Source organism: Chryseobacterium barbadense, from assembly GCF_042849955.1.
Taxonomy (GTDB): Bacteria; Bacteroidota; Bacteroidia; order Flavobacteriales; family Weeksellaceae; genus Chryseobacterium.
Map to the genome: position 1 here is coordinate 14,361 of NZ_BAAFHL010000031.1, position 15,554 is coordinate 29,914.

Annotated in this window: 14 protein-coding genes; 8 read left to right on the forward strand and 6 right to left on the reverse strand. The window is 35.7% G+C overall.

The window, feature by feature from the left end; translation table 11 throughout:
- Positions 1-4: 4 nt before the first annotated feature.
- Together ACGHIN_RS11865 and ACGHIN_RS11870 are read right to left on the reverse strand one after the other, a co-directional pair.
- Positions 5-1,363 (reverse strand): DUF4876 domain-containing protein, encoded by a 1,359-nt coding sequence (locus ACGHIN_RS11865; RefSeq protein WP_390453732.1) that lies wholly within the window; start codon positions 1,361-1,363, stop codon positions 5-7.
- Between the two features lie 22 nt (positions 1,364-1,385).
- Complete coding sequence (locus ACGHIN_RS11870; RefSeq protein ID WP_390453734.1) at positions 1,386-4,106, reverse strand: TonB-dependent receptor; 2,721 nt, start codon at positions 4,104-4,106, stop codon at positions 1,386-1,388.
- A gap of 211 nt (positions 4,107-4,317) precedes the next feature.
- Here ACGHIN_RS11870 and ACGHIN_RS11875 point away from each other — a divergent pair, with 211 nt between their 5' ends.
- Positions 4,318-4,908, forward strand: a complete 591-nt coding sequence (locus ACGHIN_RS11875) for a hypothetical protein (protein ID WP_390453736.1) — start codon at positions 4,318-4,320, stop codon at positions 4,906-4,908.
- Positions 4,909-5,005: 97 nt separating this feature from the next.
- Here the strand turns inward: ACGHIN_RS11875 and lpdA are convergent, their stop codons facing one another.
- The 4 genes from lpdA to recQ form a co-directional block, all read right to left on the reverse strand.
- Positions 5,006-6,409, reverse strand: a complete 1,404-nt coding sequence (gene lpdA, locus ACGHIN_RS11880; protein ID WP_390453738.1) for a dihydrolipoyl dehydrogenase — start codon at positions 6,407-6,409, stop codon at positions 5,006-5,008.
- Positions 6,410-6,542: 133 nt separating this feature from the next.
- Entirely contained in the window at positions 6,543-6,896 is a 354-nt protein-coding gene (locus ACGHIN_RS11885; protein ID WP_390453740.1) for a hypothetical protein, read from the reverse strand.
- Positions 6,897-6,959: 63 nt separating this feature from the next.
- Positions 6,960-8,042: a glycosyltransferase gene (locus ACGHIN_RS11890; protein WP_390453756.1), complete on the reverse strand. Its 1,083-nt coding sequence runs from the start codon at positions 8,040-8,042 to the stop codon at positions 6,960-6,962.
- A 47-nt stretch (positions 8,043-8,089) separates the two neighbouring features.
- Complete coding sequence (gene recQ, locus ACGHIN_RS11895; protein ID WP_390453742.1) at positions 8,090-10,294, reverse strand: DNA helicase RecQ; 2,205 nt, start codon at positions 10,292-10,294, stop codon at positions 8,090-8,092.
- A gap of 157 nt (positions 10,295-10,451) precedes the next feature.
- Here recQ and ACGHIN_RS11900 point away from each other — a divergent pair, with 157 nt between their 5' ends.
- From ACGHIN_RS11900 to ACGHIN_RS11930, 7 genes are all read left to right on the forward strand, one after another.
- Positions 10,452-11,411, forward strand: a complete 960-nt coding sequence (locus ACGHIN_RS11900; RefSeq protein ID WP_390453744.1) for a KpsF/GutQ family sugar-phosphate isomerase — start codon at positions 10,452-10,454, stop codon at positions 11,409-11,411.
- A 117-nt stretch (positions 11,412-11,528) separates the two neighbouring features.
- The gene (tatC, locus tag ACGHIN_RS11905; RefSeq protein WP_390453746.1) at positions 11,529-12,353 is read left to right on the forward strand and encodes a twin-arginine translocase subunit TatC; all 825 of its coding nucleotides are present in this window, start codon (positions 11,529-11,531) and stop codon (positions 12,351-12,353) included.
- A gap of 163 nt (positions 12,354-12,516) precedes the next feature.
- Positions 12,517-12,897, forward strand: a complete 381-nt coding sequence (locus tag ACGHIN_RS11910) for a DoxX-like family protein (protein WP_390453748.1) — start codon at positions 12,517-12,519, stop codon at positions 12,895-12,897.
- Entirely contained in the window at positions 12,897-13,661 is a 765-nt protein-coding gene (locus ACGHIN_RS11915) for a DUF2071 domain-containing protein (protein WP_390453750.1), read from the forward strand. The genes ACGHIN_RS11910 and ACGHIN_RS11915 overlap by 1 nt, the downstream gene beginning before the upstream one ends.
- Entirely contained in the window at positions 13,625-14,377 is a 753-nt protein-coding gene (locus ACGHIN_RS11920; protein WP_390453752.1) for a class I SAM-dependent methyltransferase, read from the forward strand. Before ACGHIN_RS11915 ends, ACGHIN_RS11920 begins: the two co-directional genes overlap by 37 nt.
- Positions 14,378-14,387: 10 nt before the next feature.
- A complete protein-coding gene (locus ACGHIN_RS11925) occupies positions 14,388-14,786 on the forward strand; it encodes a hypothetical protein (protein ID WP_390453754.1) in 399 nt (132 codons plus the stop codon).
- A 70-nt stretch (positions 14,787-14,856) separates the two neighbouring features.
- On the forward strand, positions 14,857-15,554 hold a 698-nt coding region (locus ACGHIN_RS11930; RefSeq protein WP_463322662.1), incomplete at its 3' end, for a gluzincin family metallopeptidase.

The window sequence follows — 15,554 nt, forward strand, 5'->3', positions numbered from 1 at the left end:
TATATTAAAAGCCTTTTGGATTTGCGGGTTTAATGACAAAGTCATTGGCGGAGTTATTGGTATCTTCTAACACAAATCTCGCAGGAATACTTCCTTGTGCAGGAATCGTGGTTTTTACTTTTCTTATTACCGCCTGAGAATTGAATGCCTGGTCACATTTTGTAAAAGTAGCATCAATAGAGGCATTCAGCATTTTAGGTCTTTGAGAATTCGGATTGTAATGTTGTAATTCTACTCCGTCAATAATAACGTTTGTCGGAATCTGTTTGAAGAATTTTGTATTGGTTCCTATGTTGGTTACTGATGGATCAGAATAATCAGGATATGTATTGAAATCACCAGATTTGAAAATAACAAAGCTGTCTCTTCCCGGATTGTCCATGATAAAATCACTATTCCCGTTCCAGTATCCCGGTCTTCCCCAATATGCAATTTCCATATCTTTTACAGCCGGATTCTGGATGTCAGTTTTAAATACAGTCTCCCCAATGGATAAATTAAAGTCACCCAGATAGACTTCAAATTCAGACTGGCTTAAATCTACCGTTAATGCCGGGTTTTGAATATTAATAGGTGCTCCCGTATTATCTACCAAAGGAGATTTGTGATTAACTGCATTCTGGGCAATTACAATACTTTGTCCCGGATAAATAGGATATTGGGTACCATTTCCGGGAATCCTTGTGATGTAATCGGCATATACATAATCTGTATTCGCCGCACTTCCTGCAGTCATCCCGATTGATTTGCTCCAGTCGAACTGTCCGTTTGACTGGGAATATGTATTTACCGTGGTATTTGTTTTACCGTAAAGCTGTGCAATATAAAGTCCGTCTGCATAGATTACTTCGTTGGAATTATTATAAATTTCTATGAACTGGTCTCTTACTCCGGCTCCCTGAGTGGCATGAGAACCTGCATAATAAATTTGTTTGATCAATAAATCCCCTATTCTTGCAGATTTCAATTCGATAACTGTACTCTGAACATTGATATTGATTGTAGCATTATCCTGAACTCCATTGAAATTGATTTCAGAAGCCGGTGCTGCATATCCAAAAGTGGAATAAAATTCATCAGCCAGTATTTTCTTTGAAACCGTGACCTTATAAGTTCCCGGAATCACACTTGAAAAGTTAGCAAAACCACTTGCGTCAGTAGTTTGTGTATAAGTATCTCCTGAATTATTATTGGTAAGAACCACAGTAGCTCCTTTTGAATGTTTGGAACTGTAAGTGGCGTCATATTTTACTTCAACTTTAAATGCAGTTGGCTGCAATGCATTGCTATTGGTTCCGAAATCATCATCTCTACAAGATAATAACAGCGTTATAATGGCTAAAAAACTAAATAACTGTTTCATAGTGTTTATTATAAGAGTAGTTTTAAAATTGATATTCTATTTTGGCACCGAAGGAAAGCTTTAGTAAATCGTCTTTTAAGTTTTCCACATATCTTCCGTTTACCAGTTCAACCTGGGTTTGTTTCAGGTCAAGAAAATTATTGGCATAGAAGGAAAATTTAAATCCGTTTCTAAAATCTTTTGAGATTTTCAGGTTGATATTATGAAAAACCTTATCCAAACTTCTTTTTTCCTCATAAAAATTGGCTTCCTTAATGTTGGCAAACTGATTCGGATCATTGATCTGCTCCTGAGTAAGCATTACCTTTTCAAGGTTTTTATTAATGTAAGCATACAAAACTTTAGGGTTGAAAATGTACATATCATCAACAATGAAGTGCTGTGTTCGTAAAGAGATGACCAATCCCGCTTTTGGCAGGTGATAATTTAATGCTGCTCCTACATTTAACTGCTTATATTTTGCATCATGCGGTTTGTATAATCCGTATACAGCTTCCTGAGTAAGGTCATTAGATTTAAAGTACCTGTCTGTTCCGGAATTGTTGGTGGTTTCCACGTAACTTCCGTTAATATCAAGACTGATATTTTTTAAAGGAAGTTTGTAAAGTCCTATCATCAATTCAAGCCCCTTGTCAGATGATTTCAACGTATTAACCAATCTGCTCTGGGTATAGAAATAGTCGCTGTACCCAATAATCTCATAAGTGGGCAGATTATTTCCATTATTATTGATCTGAAGCTCTGCCAAACCTCTTTTACTGGCAAAACTTTCGGTAGTAAATCCGTCATAAAGATGGTTGTAATAAGCCGTAAGGCCAACATTGCCAATGGGAAATTTATAATCTATCCCAATCTCTGAACGCATGCTTTTTGAAGGTTTCAGGTTTTTATTATCTGAAAAATCCACAAAAGTCTGCATTACACCTAGATTATAATATCCCGGAAGACGAATATCTGCCAAAACCACATCATAATATCTCGGTCCTGTATAGATCATGTTAATTCCCGGAGCTTTTGATGAAATACCGAACCCCCCTCTGAATTTGAAGTTTTTATAAATTAAATAGGTATTAATCCTTGGCTGCAAAACAGATGCTCCAAATTGATTATCAAATCTCAACCCTGCGCTCAGGTTGAAAATATAGTTCCCGAATTTTTTAAAAATATTATCTTCAGCATATAATGAGAACTGATATTCTGCCCTTACGTTCTCACCATAGTTATAAGGCCTGAAAGCCTGTCCGCCACCTGCAAACTGGGTAATTATGGTTTCAGGACTGCCTAATCTTCCCGCTCCTTTATTATCACTGCTTCTCATGGAAGTCCCTATTAGGAAATTATGAATCCAGTTTGATTTTGTTTTCATGTTCTTTTTAAGATCAGCAGAGAAAAATATGGAAATTGGTTTTCCCTCGACTTCCTGAACCTGAAAATAGCTTGGCGGTGAATAGGTCCCTGTATAAACCCCTTCCTCCGTACTTGTTCCTACCAATTCGCCACCATTATTAAGAAGACTTGACTTATAGGAATTTTGATACCCTTGAGAATAATTGGCATTAATATTTAAATTATCAAAGAAAAACTCTTTGAATCTCCAGTTGAAGCGGTTGGAAATACGAATGTCGCGTTTTTTATTTTTCACAACAGTCATATTAATATCCTCTTCCTCAAAATTGGCATTATCAAAATTATTTCCGTAATCCACAGAAAAAGAGTTACTGATGTTTTTATTTTTATTGTAAACCGTCCACATCAGATTCGTGGAAACTCTCTGATAATTGTTGAATTTCGTTCTTGGGTCTGAGTTTGAGCTTAAATAATTAAGGTTTACATTTAAAAATCCTAGTTTATCATTGATCTTAATCCCTTTATTAAGATTATATTCCTGGGTTCCGTCCCTTAATGCCAAATAGGCTCTGTAAGGGGTCTTACCACTTTTTTGCTGAATTGTGATTAAACCTGAAGTCATATCTCCATATTTTGCGGAGGCAATACCTTGAACAACCTCTACACTTTCGATATTTTCCACAGGGATTTCTCTTAAATCTGCACCAAAATTGGCATTGGAAAAATAGCCTCCGTCCGCACCAAAACCAATAAGATCGGGCATAAATAACGATCCCTGGTTTGACCATGAATTTGATACCACTGTATAATTCCCTGCATAGCTTTGCATGTTTTCGTTATTGGAAATTGGGATACCATCCACCACAATTGCAGTTCCGAAAGATTTATTCCCAAAACCTTCATCCCTTACATTATCAGGAACGATTGAACGAAAAACGATAGGCTTAAATTCATTAAGGTTAAGATTTTGAAGTTTTTGTCCCGGAATTTGTTCCAACACTTCATTTAAAGAAAATGCCTGTATATTTTTTAAAGCTTCTTCTTTAATTTCTATCTCAGAATAATTTTTCTTTCTGGCTGAAAGCAAAACTTCTTTGATACGGATTGATGCAATCTGCATTTCTACAGTAATCCTACCAGTCGGAATCGTAACATAAGTCTTTTTTTCTTCTAAAAGACCTGTCCTTGAAAAAACAAGCGTTTCATTAGGAGTATAATTTATCTGAAATGCTCCGGACTGATCGGTAACCGTCCAAACTCCTGTATTTTCTATACCTACCTTGACACCTGAAATTGGCTTCTTGTTATCAGCTTCCACCACAATCCCGGTCAAAGACTGGCCACTCACAGAAATGACAATAAACTGAAAGGCAAGAAGTAAAACTCTTTTCTTCAACTTTAACAATTTTGGGCAAAATTATTTATATTTTTTCTAAATAAAAACTAAACCCGGATTATTTTTTGTGACTTTTTTCATAAAAACTACATATACTAAGTATTTATCACTGTGTGTTGACTTAACTTTAATTTTTCACAATCATTTTAAACAGACTTATTTAATTCACCTTATATTGAATTTTTGTTATATTTGTCTTCAAATTTTTTTTATGAAAAAACTAAATTATCTTTTAACAGGAACTTTTTTTCTATTTGTATTATTCTTAAACAGTTGTTCATCAGAGAATGATTTTGAAGAAGGAATAACAGTAGATGATGCCATGAAAACAATGTCAAAGACAGATGCTCGCAATTATTTTTCGTCTGTAATCAGTTATCCGGAAAAATATGGATTTAAATTAGACTCAATATCAGAAAAGTCTGGATTAAAATTTTACAGTTCTAAATTGGGTGAGCATATTACTGTTCCTAAAACATTTTATAGCAACAAAAATTCTGAAAGTTCAAAACAGCCAAGTGATACCTTTATATTAAACTCATATGAATGCATTGGAGCTCCTAATGTTGGAGGTTACAATTATTTATTTCATGAGGAGAACCTAGCTTCTGGTTCTGGTATTGTTTTAGGAGTCAGACTAGATAATAATGTTGCTGCTTATTATCCAAGTGGACAGCAAGTAGCTAATTCTGCTGGAAAGGTTATAGGAACTAATATTAAAATAGAGGCTAAGCTTGAAGCTGCTATAGAACTTGCTGATTATGCCCAAAGTACTCCTATAAATGATTTGACTTTCTTCTAATCAATAAAAGTAATATGTTATGCTAAATTTCATCAATTCATTATAAAAAAAGAGAAGCAAATGCTTCTCTTTTTTTATTTTATATTTCAATTAAATATTACATATGGATAGGCCTCTTCGCCGTAGCATCCAATGCCGCTTCTTTAATAGCTTCAGCGTACGTTGGGTGAGCGTGAGAACTTCTTGCAATATCTTCGGCACTTGCACGGAATTCCATAGCGATAACTCCTTCTGCAATTAAATCTGCTGCTCTTGCTCCTACGATGTGCATTCCCAATATCTCGTCAGTTTTCTCATCGGCGATGATCTTCACTAATCCATCCACATCACCACTTGCACGGCTTCTTCCTAGAGCTCTCATTGGGAAAGAACCTACTTTGTAAGCGACTCCTTCTTCTTTTAATTGCTCCTCAGTTTTACCCACTCCGGCAACTTCCGGCCATGTATACACAACACCTGGAATTAGGTTATAGTTGATATGTGGTTTTTGACCAGCCAACGTTTCAGCAACAAATACTCCTTCTTCTTCCGCTTTGTGCGCTAACATCGCTCCTTTGATAACATCACCGATAGCATAGATGTTAGCCACATTAGTTTGTAAGTGATCGTTTACTTTTACTCTTCCTCTTTCATCAAGTTCAACACCTGCTTTTTCAAGAGCAAGACCATCTGTATAAGGTTTTCTACCTACAGAAACTAAGCAATAATCTCCTTCTACAACTACTTCTTCTCCTTTTTTATCTTTTGCTGTGATTTTCACAGTATCGCCATTTCTCTCAACCGCAGAAACCGCTGTAGAAAGCATGAACTTCATCCCTTGTTTCTTAAGAACTTTCGTCAATTCCTTACTTAAAGCTCCGTCCATTCCAGGAATGATCTTATCCATAAATTCAACAACCGTTACCTGAGCACCCAGTCTTAAGTAAACAGAACCTAATTCAAGACCGATAACCCCACCTCCGATTACTACTAAATGCTTAGGAATTTCCTTCAAATTTAAAGCTTCCGTAGAAGTAATTACTCTTTCTTTATCTAATGTAATGAAAGGTAAAGAAGATGGTTTAGAACCTGTTGCAATGATCGTATATTTAGATTCGATAGTTTCAGAAGAACCATCATTTTTTGTAATTTTAATCTGAGTGGCAGATTCGAAGCTTCCTACTCCTTCAAATACAGTGATCTGGTTTTTGTTCATCAGATAGCTGATTCCATCTGTATTTTGCTTGATCACTTCATTCTTGCGCTCGATCATTCTTGCGATATCTGCTTGCGGCTCATTAATAATGATTCCGTGGCCTGCAAAATTATGTTTTGCATTCTCGAAATGTTCAGAGCTGTCCAAAAGCGCTTTGGAAGGAATACATCCAACGTTAAGACAAGTTCCGCCTAAAGTTGAATATTTTTCAATAATTGCTGTTTTGAAACCTAATTGTGCCGCACGAATAGCAGCCACATAACCACCAGGCCCGGAACCTATTACGGTAACATCGAATTGACTCATGTTATTGTATGAATTTGTTTATTATTATCTTTCTTAATGCTCACAAATTTACAGAATAAATACCATCTGAGAAAGTGAGATTTATCAAATTTTGAATGGAAATTTAAAAAGAAAAACGAAATATCTCAATCATCTATATATTGATTTTTCCATGCCCAAAAATACCTGTACTTTCAAAAAACGAACCACCATACAGATACCATTCAAGGTTTTCCAAATAATCTAAAGCATTTTCAGGGGTGATACTTGAAAGATCTTTTTTTGATACAATTCCTTTATACCATTTTCCTGAACGAGAAAAATGCTCAAGCTCAACAAGATAATGGACCCAAATTCTCTGACAAAGCTTACACTGCAAAATACTTACATCAGCATACCTTCCATTGGTATGATCTATTCCTACTGTTGAGCTTCTGTAATCTGTATGATTCGAGGCGGGCTTTTCACACATACATCCTATTTTAGGAACTTTCTTAATTGATGACATATTAATTTTAGATAAAATGAATAAACTGGATGCAAAAATAAGAATCTAAACGCTGTACAATAATTATTTTCGCATCAGATCCAATAATGCTTTTTCATATTTATCCAGAATAATATTTTTAGAAAACCTTGTTTTAATAGAACTTCTGATAGCTTCCTTATCATAACTCTGATGCAGGATACTCATGATTCTTTGTGAAAAATCTTCATGATTTTCTATATCGGAGATCTCACCGTTGATGCGGTTTTGGATGATCTCAGTAATACCTCCGGGACAGTTATTGGCTAAAGAGTAGGTTCCGCAGGCTCCCGCTTCCAACAAAACATTCGGGAAACCTTCGTATCTTGAGGAAAGGATAAATAAATCGGCATATTTTAAAAACTGGTAAGGGTTTTCCTGTCTGCCATGAAAAAACACCTTTTTTAATCCCAGAAATTCTTTCATTTGATGGAGGATTTCCCGATCTTTACCATCGCCTAAAATATGCAACAGGATATTTTCGTTTTTCAACCTTGAAAATACTTTCAATAAATTATCAAAACCTTTCCTAGAAGATAAATTACCAATGGCAACCACATTTTTATAATTATACTTGAAACTTTCCGGTTTCTGGGAAATGGTCAGTTTCTGATCAATAAAATCAAAATCTACGGGATTATTTATTTTAATGATCTTATCGGACTTTACATTGAAATTCTTCATCAGATCATTCATCATATCGTCACTCTGCGCAATAATCTTCTGATAATTATTGTAAAAACTATAGAAAAATTTAATTTCTTTTCTGGTGACATGCTTACTTACGACATTGGTTTCCCTTGCAACGAACTTCGTTTTGGGGAAAAGTTTAATAAATAACGATAGATAAGCATTCACTTCTCCAAAGCCAGAAAAAACGATATCTGGTTTTCTACGGTAAATTTCAGATAAAATAGGTTTTAATGAATGCCTGATCCTTTCGGTATTAATATCAATAATTTCAACATCATTTTTAACGAAATTAAGATAACCGCCTTGTTTGCGTAACAGCAATAGTTTAGGTTCAAACCGATCCCGGGACAGGTGATTTGCAATGGTGGTAATAATTCTTTCTGCACCTCCGGTTTCCAAATCCGGCAGAATAAACATAACAGAAATCTTTTTCATCATATCAAAAAACCTCACCCATAATCAGGTAAGGTTATTATTTTAATTTAATTGGCTACATCGCTAATGAATTTTATTCTCAACATTCTTACTTCTTCATCAGAAAGCTCATCTCCGAATTCATCCAGTAACACTTTCATGCTGTCGCTTTCAGATTCGTTCATAAACTCCATGAATCCATCCACAATATCTTCATCAAAATTATCTTCTATATAATAATCGATATTGAGCTTTGTTCCCTGATAAACAATACTTTCCATTTCTTTCAAAAGTTCATTCATCGTAAGGTTTTTGGCTCTTGCGATATCTTCAAGATCTATTTTTTTATCGGTACTCTGAATAATAAAAACTTTATGACTGGATTTATTGGCTACCTGTTTCAGTACCATATCCTGAGTACGTTCAATACTATTATCTTCGACGTAAGTTTTGATGAAGTCTGCGAATTCCTTACCATATTTTTTGGCTTTTCCTTCACCTACTCCATAAACTTTCGTTATTTCATCCACCGTGATCGGGTACTGAACCGTCATATCTTCCAGACTTGGGTCCATGAATACCGTATAAGGTGGGATTCCGTGCTTTTTAGCTACTTTTTTTCTTAATTCTTTTAATTGATTGAACAGGTTCTGGTCCAAACCGCCTCCCGCCTGCATTTGAATCTGCTCACTTTCAGCTTTAGCCTGAGTAAGATCAAATTCTCTGTCTTCCGCAATTAAAAATGAATGCTCCAGCTTCCCTTCTAAAACCAGCTTTCCTTTTTCTGCGATCTTTAAAACGCCGTATGTTTCAATATCCTTTTGTAAGAAATTCTGAACAGTTGCCTGTCTTAAAATGGTTTTCCAGTGGTTATCCTTTTCATTCTTTCCAAAACCGAAATAAGAATTCTGTTCCAGTTTATATGATTTTGTAACCGCCGTTTCTTTTCCTGCAATAACGGAAATCAGGTCTTTAGCTCTGAATTTTTCTCCTGTATCATTAATCAGCTCCAACACCTTTTTAAGATCTGCCGTAGCATCTTTTAATTTTGGCGGGTCTGAAGCATTATCACACATCTTCGCCCCTTCTCCTTTTACAGGATCGAAAGTTTCTCCAAAATAATAGAGGATATATTGTCTCCGGCTCATTGAGGTTTCGGCATAACCTACGACTTCATTGAGAAGCTGTAGCCCGATTTCCCGTTCTGAAACAGGCTTCTGAGCCAGGAATTTTTCTAATTTTTCAATATCTTTAGGATCATAGAATGCTAAACAGTGTCCTTCTCCTCCATCTCTTCCGGCACGTCCTGTCTCCTGGTAATAGCTTTCCAGTGATTTTGGAAAATCGTAGTGAATTACAAAACGGACATCCGGCTTATCAATTCCCATTCCGAATGCAATGGTAGCCACAATGATATCCACTTCTTCCATCAGGAACTTATCCTGATTTGCTACTCTTATTTTTTGATCCAATCCTGCATGGTACGGAAGTGCATTAATGCCATTTACCTGTAAAAGCTGGGCAAATTCCTCCACTTTTCTACGGCTTAAGCAGTATACGATCCCTGATTTTCCTTTATGTTGATTGATAAATTTAACGATTTCCTTATCTACATTGACTTTCGGACGTACCTCATAATATAGATTCGGGCGGTTGAAGCTTTCTTTGAACACCAACGCGTTGGCCATTCCCAAGGTTTTCTGGATGTCATCCTGAACTTTAGGGGTCGCCGTAGCCGTTAATGCGATAACCGGAACATCGGCTATTTTATCGATAATGAGTTTCAGGTTTCTGTATTCCGGCCTGAAATCATGTCCCCATTCTGAAATACAATGTGCTTCGTCTATGGCAAAGAAAGAAATTTTCACTTCTTTCAGAAAATCAAGGTAATCATCTTTGATCAATGATTCGGGAGCTACATACAAGAGTTTTGTCTTTCCGCTTTTAATATCATCAAAAACCTGCTTGGTCTGTGTTTTATTCAATGATGAGTTTAAAACGTGAGCTACTCCGTCATCAGATGAGAGCCCATTTACAGCATCTACCTGATTTTTCATTAAAGCTATTAAGGGCGAAACTACTATTGCCGTTCCTTCGGAAATAAGAGCCGGAAGTTGATAACATAGCGATTTACCCCCTCCCGTAGGCATCAAAACAAACACATCTTTTCCTTCCAACAGGTTTTCTATGATTTGTTCTTGCTGACCCTTAAACGTAGAAAACCCAAAATATTTTTTCAATTCGCCGGATAAATCGGCTTTTTTTGCGCTCATCTAATTTTGTATTGCTAAATTTGCATCTAACTCAAAGTTATAAAAATTCTGCTTAAAATAAAAGCGAACGAATTTATAAAAAATAAAATTTATATTAAATATTCTTTTTTAAATATAACATTTTTTAAGAGATTTTTTGTATACCCTATAAAATAAAATGGAAAGGCCTAATATCATTTCAATCGCAAAAAGTACTTTAGAAATAGAGATTTCAGAACTTGAAAAACTTAAAAACAGACTCGACGAAAGCTTTGCAAAGGCAGTAGAGATCATTCATTCCGCAAAAGGGAAACTGATTGTGGTGGGAATCGGGAAATCTGCCCATGTGGGAAATAAGATTGTTGCGACACTTAATTCTACGGGCACACCGTCACAGTTCCTTCATGCTTCGGAAGCCATTCATGGAGATTTGGGAGTTATTCAGAAACAGGATGTTGTTCTATGCATTTCCAATTCCGGAAATTCTCCTGAAATCGTCAATCTGGTTCCCTATCTGAAAGATTATTCTTCAGCTTTGATCGGAATGACGGGTAATTTAAAAAGTAAACTGGCAGAATTCTCTGAAGTTGTCTTGAATACCCATGTTGATATGGAAGCCTGTCCGAATAAATTGGCTCCCACAAGTTCAACGACTTTACAAATGGCTTTAGGAGATGCCTTAGCTGTTGCCTTAATGGAACTGAATGATTTCAGAGAAAATGACTTTGCCAAATTCCACCCGGGAGGGAACTTAGGAAAAAACCTTATTTCCAAAGTGGACCAGTTCCTTTCATCACAAAAGCCACAGGTTACAGAAAATGCTTCGATCAGGGATGTCATTATTTCCATCAGTGCATCCAGCCATGGAATTACGGTAGTGACTGACGAAGACAAAATTATTGGTGTAATTACGGACGGAGATCTGAGAAGAATGCTAATGAAAGGGGAAGATGTTTCTAAAATACTGGCAAAAGATATCATGTCTTCCCATCCCAAAACCATCGAAAGGGATGCTTTAGCCAAAGAAGCCATGAAAATCCTGAAAGAAAATAATATAGGGCAGCTTATTGTGACTGAAAACGGCAAGTATTTCGGAATTATAGATCTGCATAAGTTGTTGGATGAAGGAATTAACTAAAATTAGATATTGGATTAGAAATTAGGATTGCTTCGGCTCCGCTGAAAACTAAGTTCTACTCTCAAATATCAACTTCTTTAAATATTTCATAAATTTGAGCCTTAAAATTTTATTTCTGTGAGTGATGGTAAAGAAATGTCCTTCCTTGGGCATATTGGAGAATTAAGAGGTCACCTCATCCGCTCAATTATTGTGATTATAATTGCCGCTTTTGTTATCGGCTTTAATATCAATTGGATCATGGACCATATCTTTTTCGGTCCTACGAGAAATGATTTTCCTACATTTAAAATTGTTAATCACTTTTCCAGAATGATTTTAGGGGAAGACAGCATTCATTTGCCTAAGGATTTTCCTGTTCGTGTACAAAGGCTTTACCAGCAGTTCAATGTCATGATGGCTGTTTCCATTTTTGGTGGTGTTGTTGCGGCATTTCCATATATTGTCTGGGAATTGTGGAGATTTATCAGTCCTGCTTTACACCCCAATGAAAGAAAGAATTCGATCTTTATTATCAACTCCGTATGGATCCTTTTTATGACAGGGGTATTGTGCGGATATTTTTTAATTCTTCCTTTTGCGGTTAATTTTGGAGTGATTTTCAAAATTTCGGATATTATTGTACCGCTTTATGATTTAAGTGATTATACAACCCTATTCTTACAGGTAGTGTTGGGAATGGGTGTTATTTTCCTCTTTCCTATTTTGATCTATTTCCTTACCAGCATTGGAATTTTAACACCAATGTTTATGAGAACCTACCGTCGTCACGCCATTGTTTTAATTATGGTGGTGGCTGCGATCATTACTCCGGCTGATGTTTTAAGTATGCTAATGGCTGCTTTCCCGCTGGTTCTTCTCTATGAATTCAGTATTCTGATGTGTTCTTATACCTATAAAAAAGTGCAGAAAAGATCTTCGAATCTTCCAGCAGTTCAATAAGATCTTATTTTTCCCAAGAAAGAGAATCAATTTATTCTACAAAACTTGTGATCAACTGATAAACAATGCGTAAATGCATTATTTTGTATTTTATTTTCAATAATTACTGAAAGTTCAGTAATTATTTTTATATTTGTATAGAAAACTAAATCAACTATTTCCAATGAAAGCGATCCATACCCTATTGAATTATTTCATTGCAGCAGTCTGGATCCTGAATGGTTTGTACTGCAAGGTCTTCAACTTTGTTCCCCGCCATCAAGAAATTGTTGCGAGAATAGTAAATGAAGATCATTCAAGAACGTTAACTGTTATGATAGGCTTATCAGAAATGGTTATGGCCATTTGGATAGTAACAGGAATTAAGTCACGGCTTAATGCAGTCACTCAAATCATAGTCATTACAGTAATGAATATATTGGAGTTCATTTTGGTTCCGGATCTATTGCTTTGGAGTAAATTCAATGCACTGTTTGCCTTTTTATTTATCCTGCTTATCTATTATAATGAATTTTATATACAACCTAAAACCGTTCAATCATAATGCTTGCCTTCTTAAAAAATCATCCGTTTGCTGTTGAAGCTTTTTTTGAAAGCTCACTTGTTCTGACATTTACTGTTCCCAAAGAACAATTGCAGCATCTTATTCCCGAATGCCTGGAACTTGATACTTTAAAAGATCAATGGGCTTTTGTAGCAGTTGCAATGGTTCAGACCAAAGATTTACGTCCGAAAGGCTTTCCACAATGGATGGGAAATGATTTTTTCCTGATCGGCTACCGGATATTTGTACGTTATACCAACAATGCAGGAAAAAGACTGCGGGGCTTATACATTCTCAAATCTGAGACGGATAAAAAGAAAATGGAATTCAGGGGGAATCTCTTTACTCATTATAATTATACGACCACAGATATTAAGCAGACTGAGAATCAAAATGTAAAAGAGATACAATCGGTGAAATCAAAATTTAAGGTTATGTTTAATAAAACAGAAGATTTTGTTTCCCTCCCTGAGAATTCACCATTTGCAGACTGGAAGGAGGCCAGAAGATTTGCGGGTCCATTACCCTTTACGTTCACTTATAACGAGAAAACCAAAGAAGTTCTTATTATTGAGGGAGTAAGACAGAACTGGAATCCTCAACCTGTGAAGATCCTGAATTATCGTTTTGAATTCTTGGAGAAGCTGGGATTGGAAAATCCTGTTCTGGCCAATGCTTTTATCATTAAAAATATTCCGTACTACTGGAAAAAAGGAAAAATTGAACCATGGAAACAAAAAGAAAGAAATTTCAGGGCGTTTTAAATATCCTGAGCTTTAACCGGCATTTTTATATCATTGGATTGGGAATTTTGGTTTTAATCATAATCAGCCACCAGCTATTTGTGTGGCCGGATCTTATATTCCGGATCATTATTGCTGCATTTCTTTATGGTCTTATCATGCCTTTACTTGTCTCCGCTTATGTGTATGACTTTTCCGGATATTATGATTTTGAATGGTTAAAAAATTGTTCAACTGACGAAACAGAAATAAAGCAGATCATCAATATCAATGCAGGATTTGATGAAACCAGCTTTATTATTAAAAATAATTTTCCTAATGCTGAACTAAAAGTATTTGATTTCTATGATGCCAAAAGACATACGGAACCGGCAATTGTAAGGGCCCGAAAAGTGAGTCTTGTATATCCTGACACGCTGCAAATCATTTCAAACTCTATTCCTTTACCAGATCAGTCTGCAGAAGTTATTTTCCTGCTTTCTGCAGTGCATGAAATAAGATCAAATGAAGAAAAAATACTGTTTTTGAAAGAATGCCACCGGGTTTGTAAAACCGGAGGAAAGGTAATTATGGTTGAGCATTTAAGAGATTTTCCTAATTTCTTGGCATTCTCAGTAGGATTTACCCATTTCTTTTCTAAAAAAGTGTGGAAAAATGCTTTTAAAAATGCAGGTTTTACCAGCTTCAAAGAAGTAAAGTTCACCCCTTTTATGTCCATTTTTATATATAAACCTTAATACATTCATCATGAATATTCATTTAAAGATTATTGGATCGCTTTTCATTATTCTGTCCATTATACATGTCATTTTTCCTAAATATTTCAATTGGGAAAAAGAGCTGCAGTCCTTAAGCCTGATGAATCGTCAAATGATGTGGATACATACGGCCTTTATTGCATTAATCGTTTTTCTGATGGGAGCACTTTGCATCACCTCTCCTAATGAATTAACTGAAACAAGCTTAGGCAGGAAAATATCATTTGGATTGGCTATCTTCTGGACTATCCGATTGATCTTGCAGTTTTTCGGTTATTCCTCAAAATTATGGAAAGGAAAAGCTTTTGAAACGACTATCCATATCATTTTTTCTTTGCTTTGGATTTATATAAGTTCTGTATTTTGGATCATCTATTTGAACGGATAAATTATTTTTACATTCAGCAAAGTAATTGGCATTAAATTTCTATTTTTGGATTACTAATAATTTCTATCAGATGAAAAAACTGACGTATACCCTTTTATTTGCTTCAGGACTTGCTTTCGGACAATTCTTTGAAAATCCGGAAACATTTAGCAAACAGGATACTTTGAAAGGCTCCAATACAAAATTCCGTAATTTCTGGGATGTCAAAAAATATGAACTTTCCGTAGAACCCGATTTTGAGCAAAAGAGCATCAGGGGAAATAACAAAATCAGTTTTGAAATTATAAAAGAGGTAACCAACCCTGTTTTTCAAATCGATTTACAGAAACCAATGAAAGCAGATAAAGTTACCGCCAGCTTTCCTATAGCCGATTATAAGCAGGATGGCGATTTTATTTTTATCACTACAAAGAAGAGCTTTAAAAAAGGAGAAAAATTCACGATTGATGTAGTCTATTCGGGAAATCCCACCATCGCTAAAAGAGCCCCTTGGGATGGAGGTTGGGTCTTCGCAAAAGATGAAAACGGAAACCCTTGGATGAGTGTTGCAGATGAAGGAATCGGAGCATCGATATGGCTTCCGGCCAAAGATATCTGGAGTGACGAGCCGGAGAATGGGGTTATTATGAAAATCATCACCCCGAAAGATCTCGTGGGGGTTGGAAACGGAAGGCTGATCGATAAAAAAACGGCAAATGATAAAACGACTTACACCTGGGAAGTTAAAAACCCTATCAATGCCTATTCCATCATTCCGAACATTGGGAA

What these genes read in the sequence shown, in the direction of transcription:
- ACGHIN_RS11915 (WP_390453750.1), top strand. Translation starts at nt 12,897, where the DNA reads ATGCTTGCCTTCTTAAAAAATCATCCGTTTGCTGTTGAAGCTTTTTTT.
- recQ (WP_390453742.1), bottom strand. Translation starts at nt 10,294, where the DNA reads ATGAGCGCAAAAAAAGCCGATTTATCCGGCGAATTGAAAAAATATTTT.
- ACGHIN_RS11865 (WP_390453732.1), bottom strand. Translation starts at nt 1,363, where the DNA reads ATGAAACAGTTATTTAGTTTTTTAGCCATTATAACGCTGTTATTATCT.
- ACGHIN_RS11885 (WP_390453740.1), bottom strand. Translation starts at nt 6,896, where the DNA reads ATGTCATCAATTAAGAAAGTTCCTAAAATAGGATGTATGTGTGAAAAG.
- ACGHIN_RS11890 (WP_390453756.1), bottom strand. Translation starts at nt 8,042, where the DNA reads ATGAAAAAGATTTCTGTTATGTTTATTCTGCCGGATTTGGAAACCGGA.
- ACGHIN_RS11900 (WP_390453744.1), top strand. Translation starts at nt 10,452, where the DNA reads ATGGAAAGGCCTAATATCATTTCAATCGCAAAAAGTACTTTAGAAATA.
- ACGHIN_RS11920 (WP_390453752.1), top strand. Translation starts at nt 13,625, where the DNA reads ATGGAAACAAAAAGAAAGAAATTTCAGGGCGTTTTAAATATCCTGAGC.
- ACGHIN_RS11875 (WP_390453736.1), top strand. Translation starts at nt 4,318, where the DNA reads ATGAAAAAACTAAATTATCTTTTAACAGGAACTTTTTTTCTATTTGTA.
- ACGHIN_RS11925 (WP_390453754.1), top strand. Translation starts at nt 14,388, where the DNA reads ATGAATATTCATTTAAAGATTATTGGATCGCTTTTCATTATTCTGTCC.
- lpdA (WP_390453738.1), bottom strand. Translation starts at nt 6,409, where the DNA reads ATGAGTCAATTCGATGTTACCGTAATAGGTTCCGGGCCTGGTGGTTAT.
- ACGHIN_RS11910 (WP_390453748.1), top strand. Translation starts at nt 12,517, where the DNA reads ATGAAAGCGATCCATACCCTATTGAATTATTTCATTGCAGCAGTCTGG.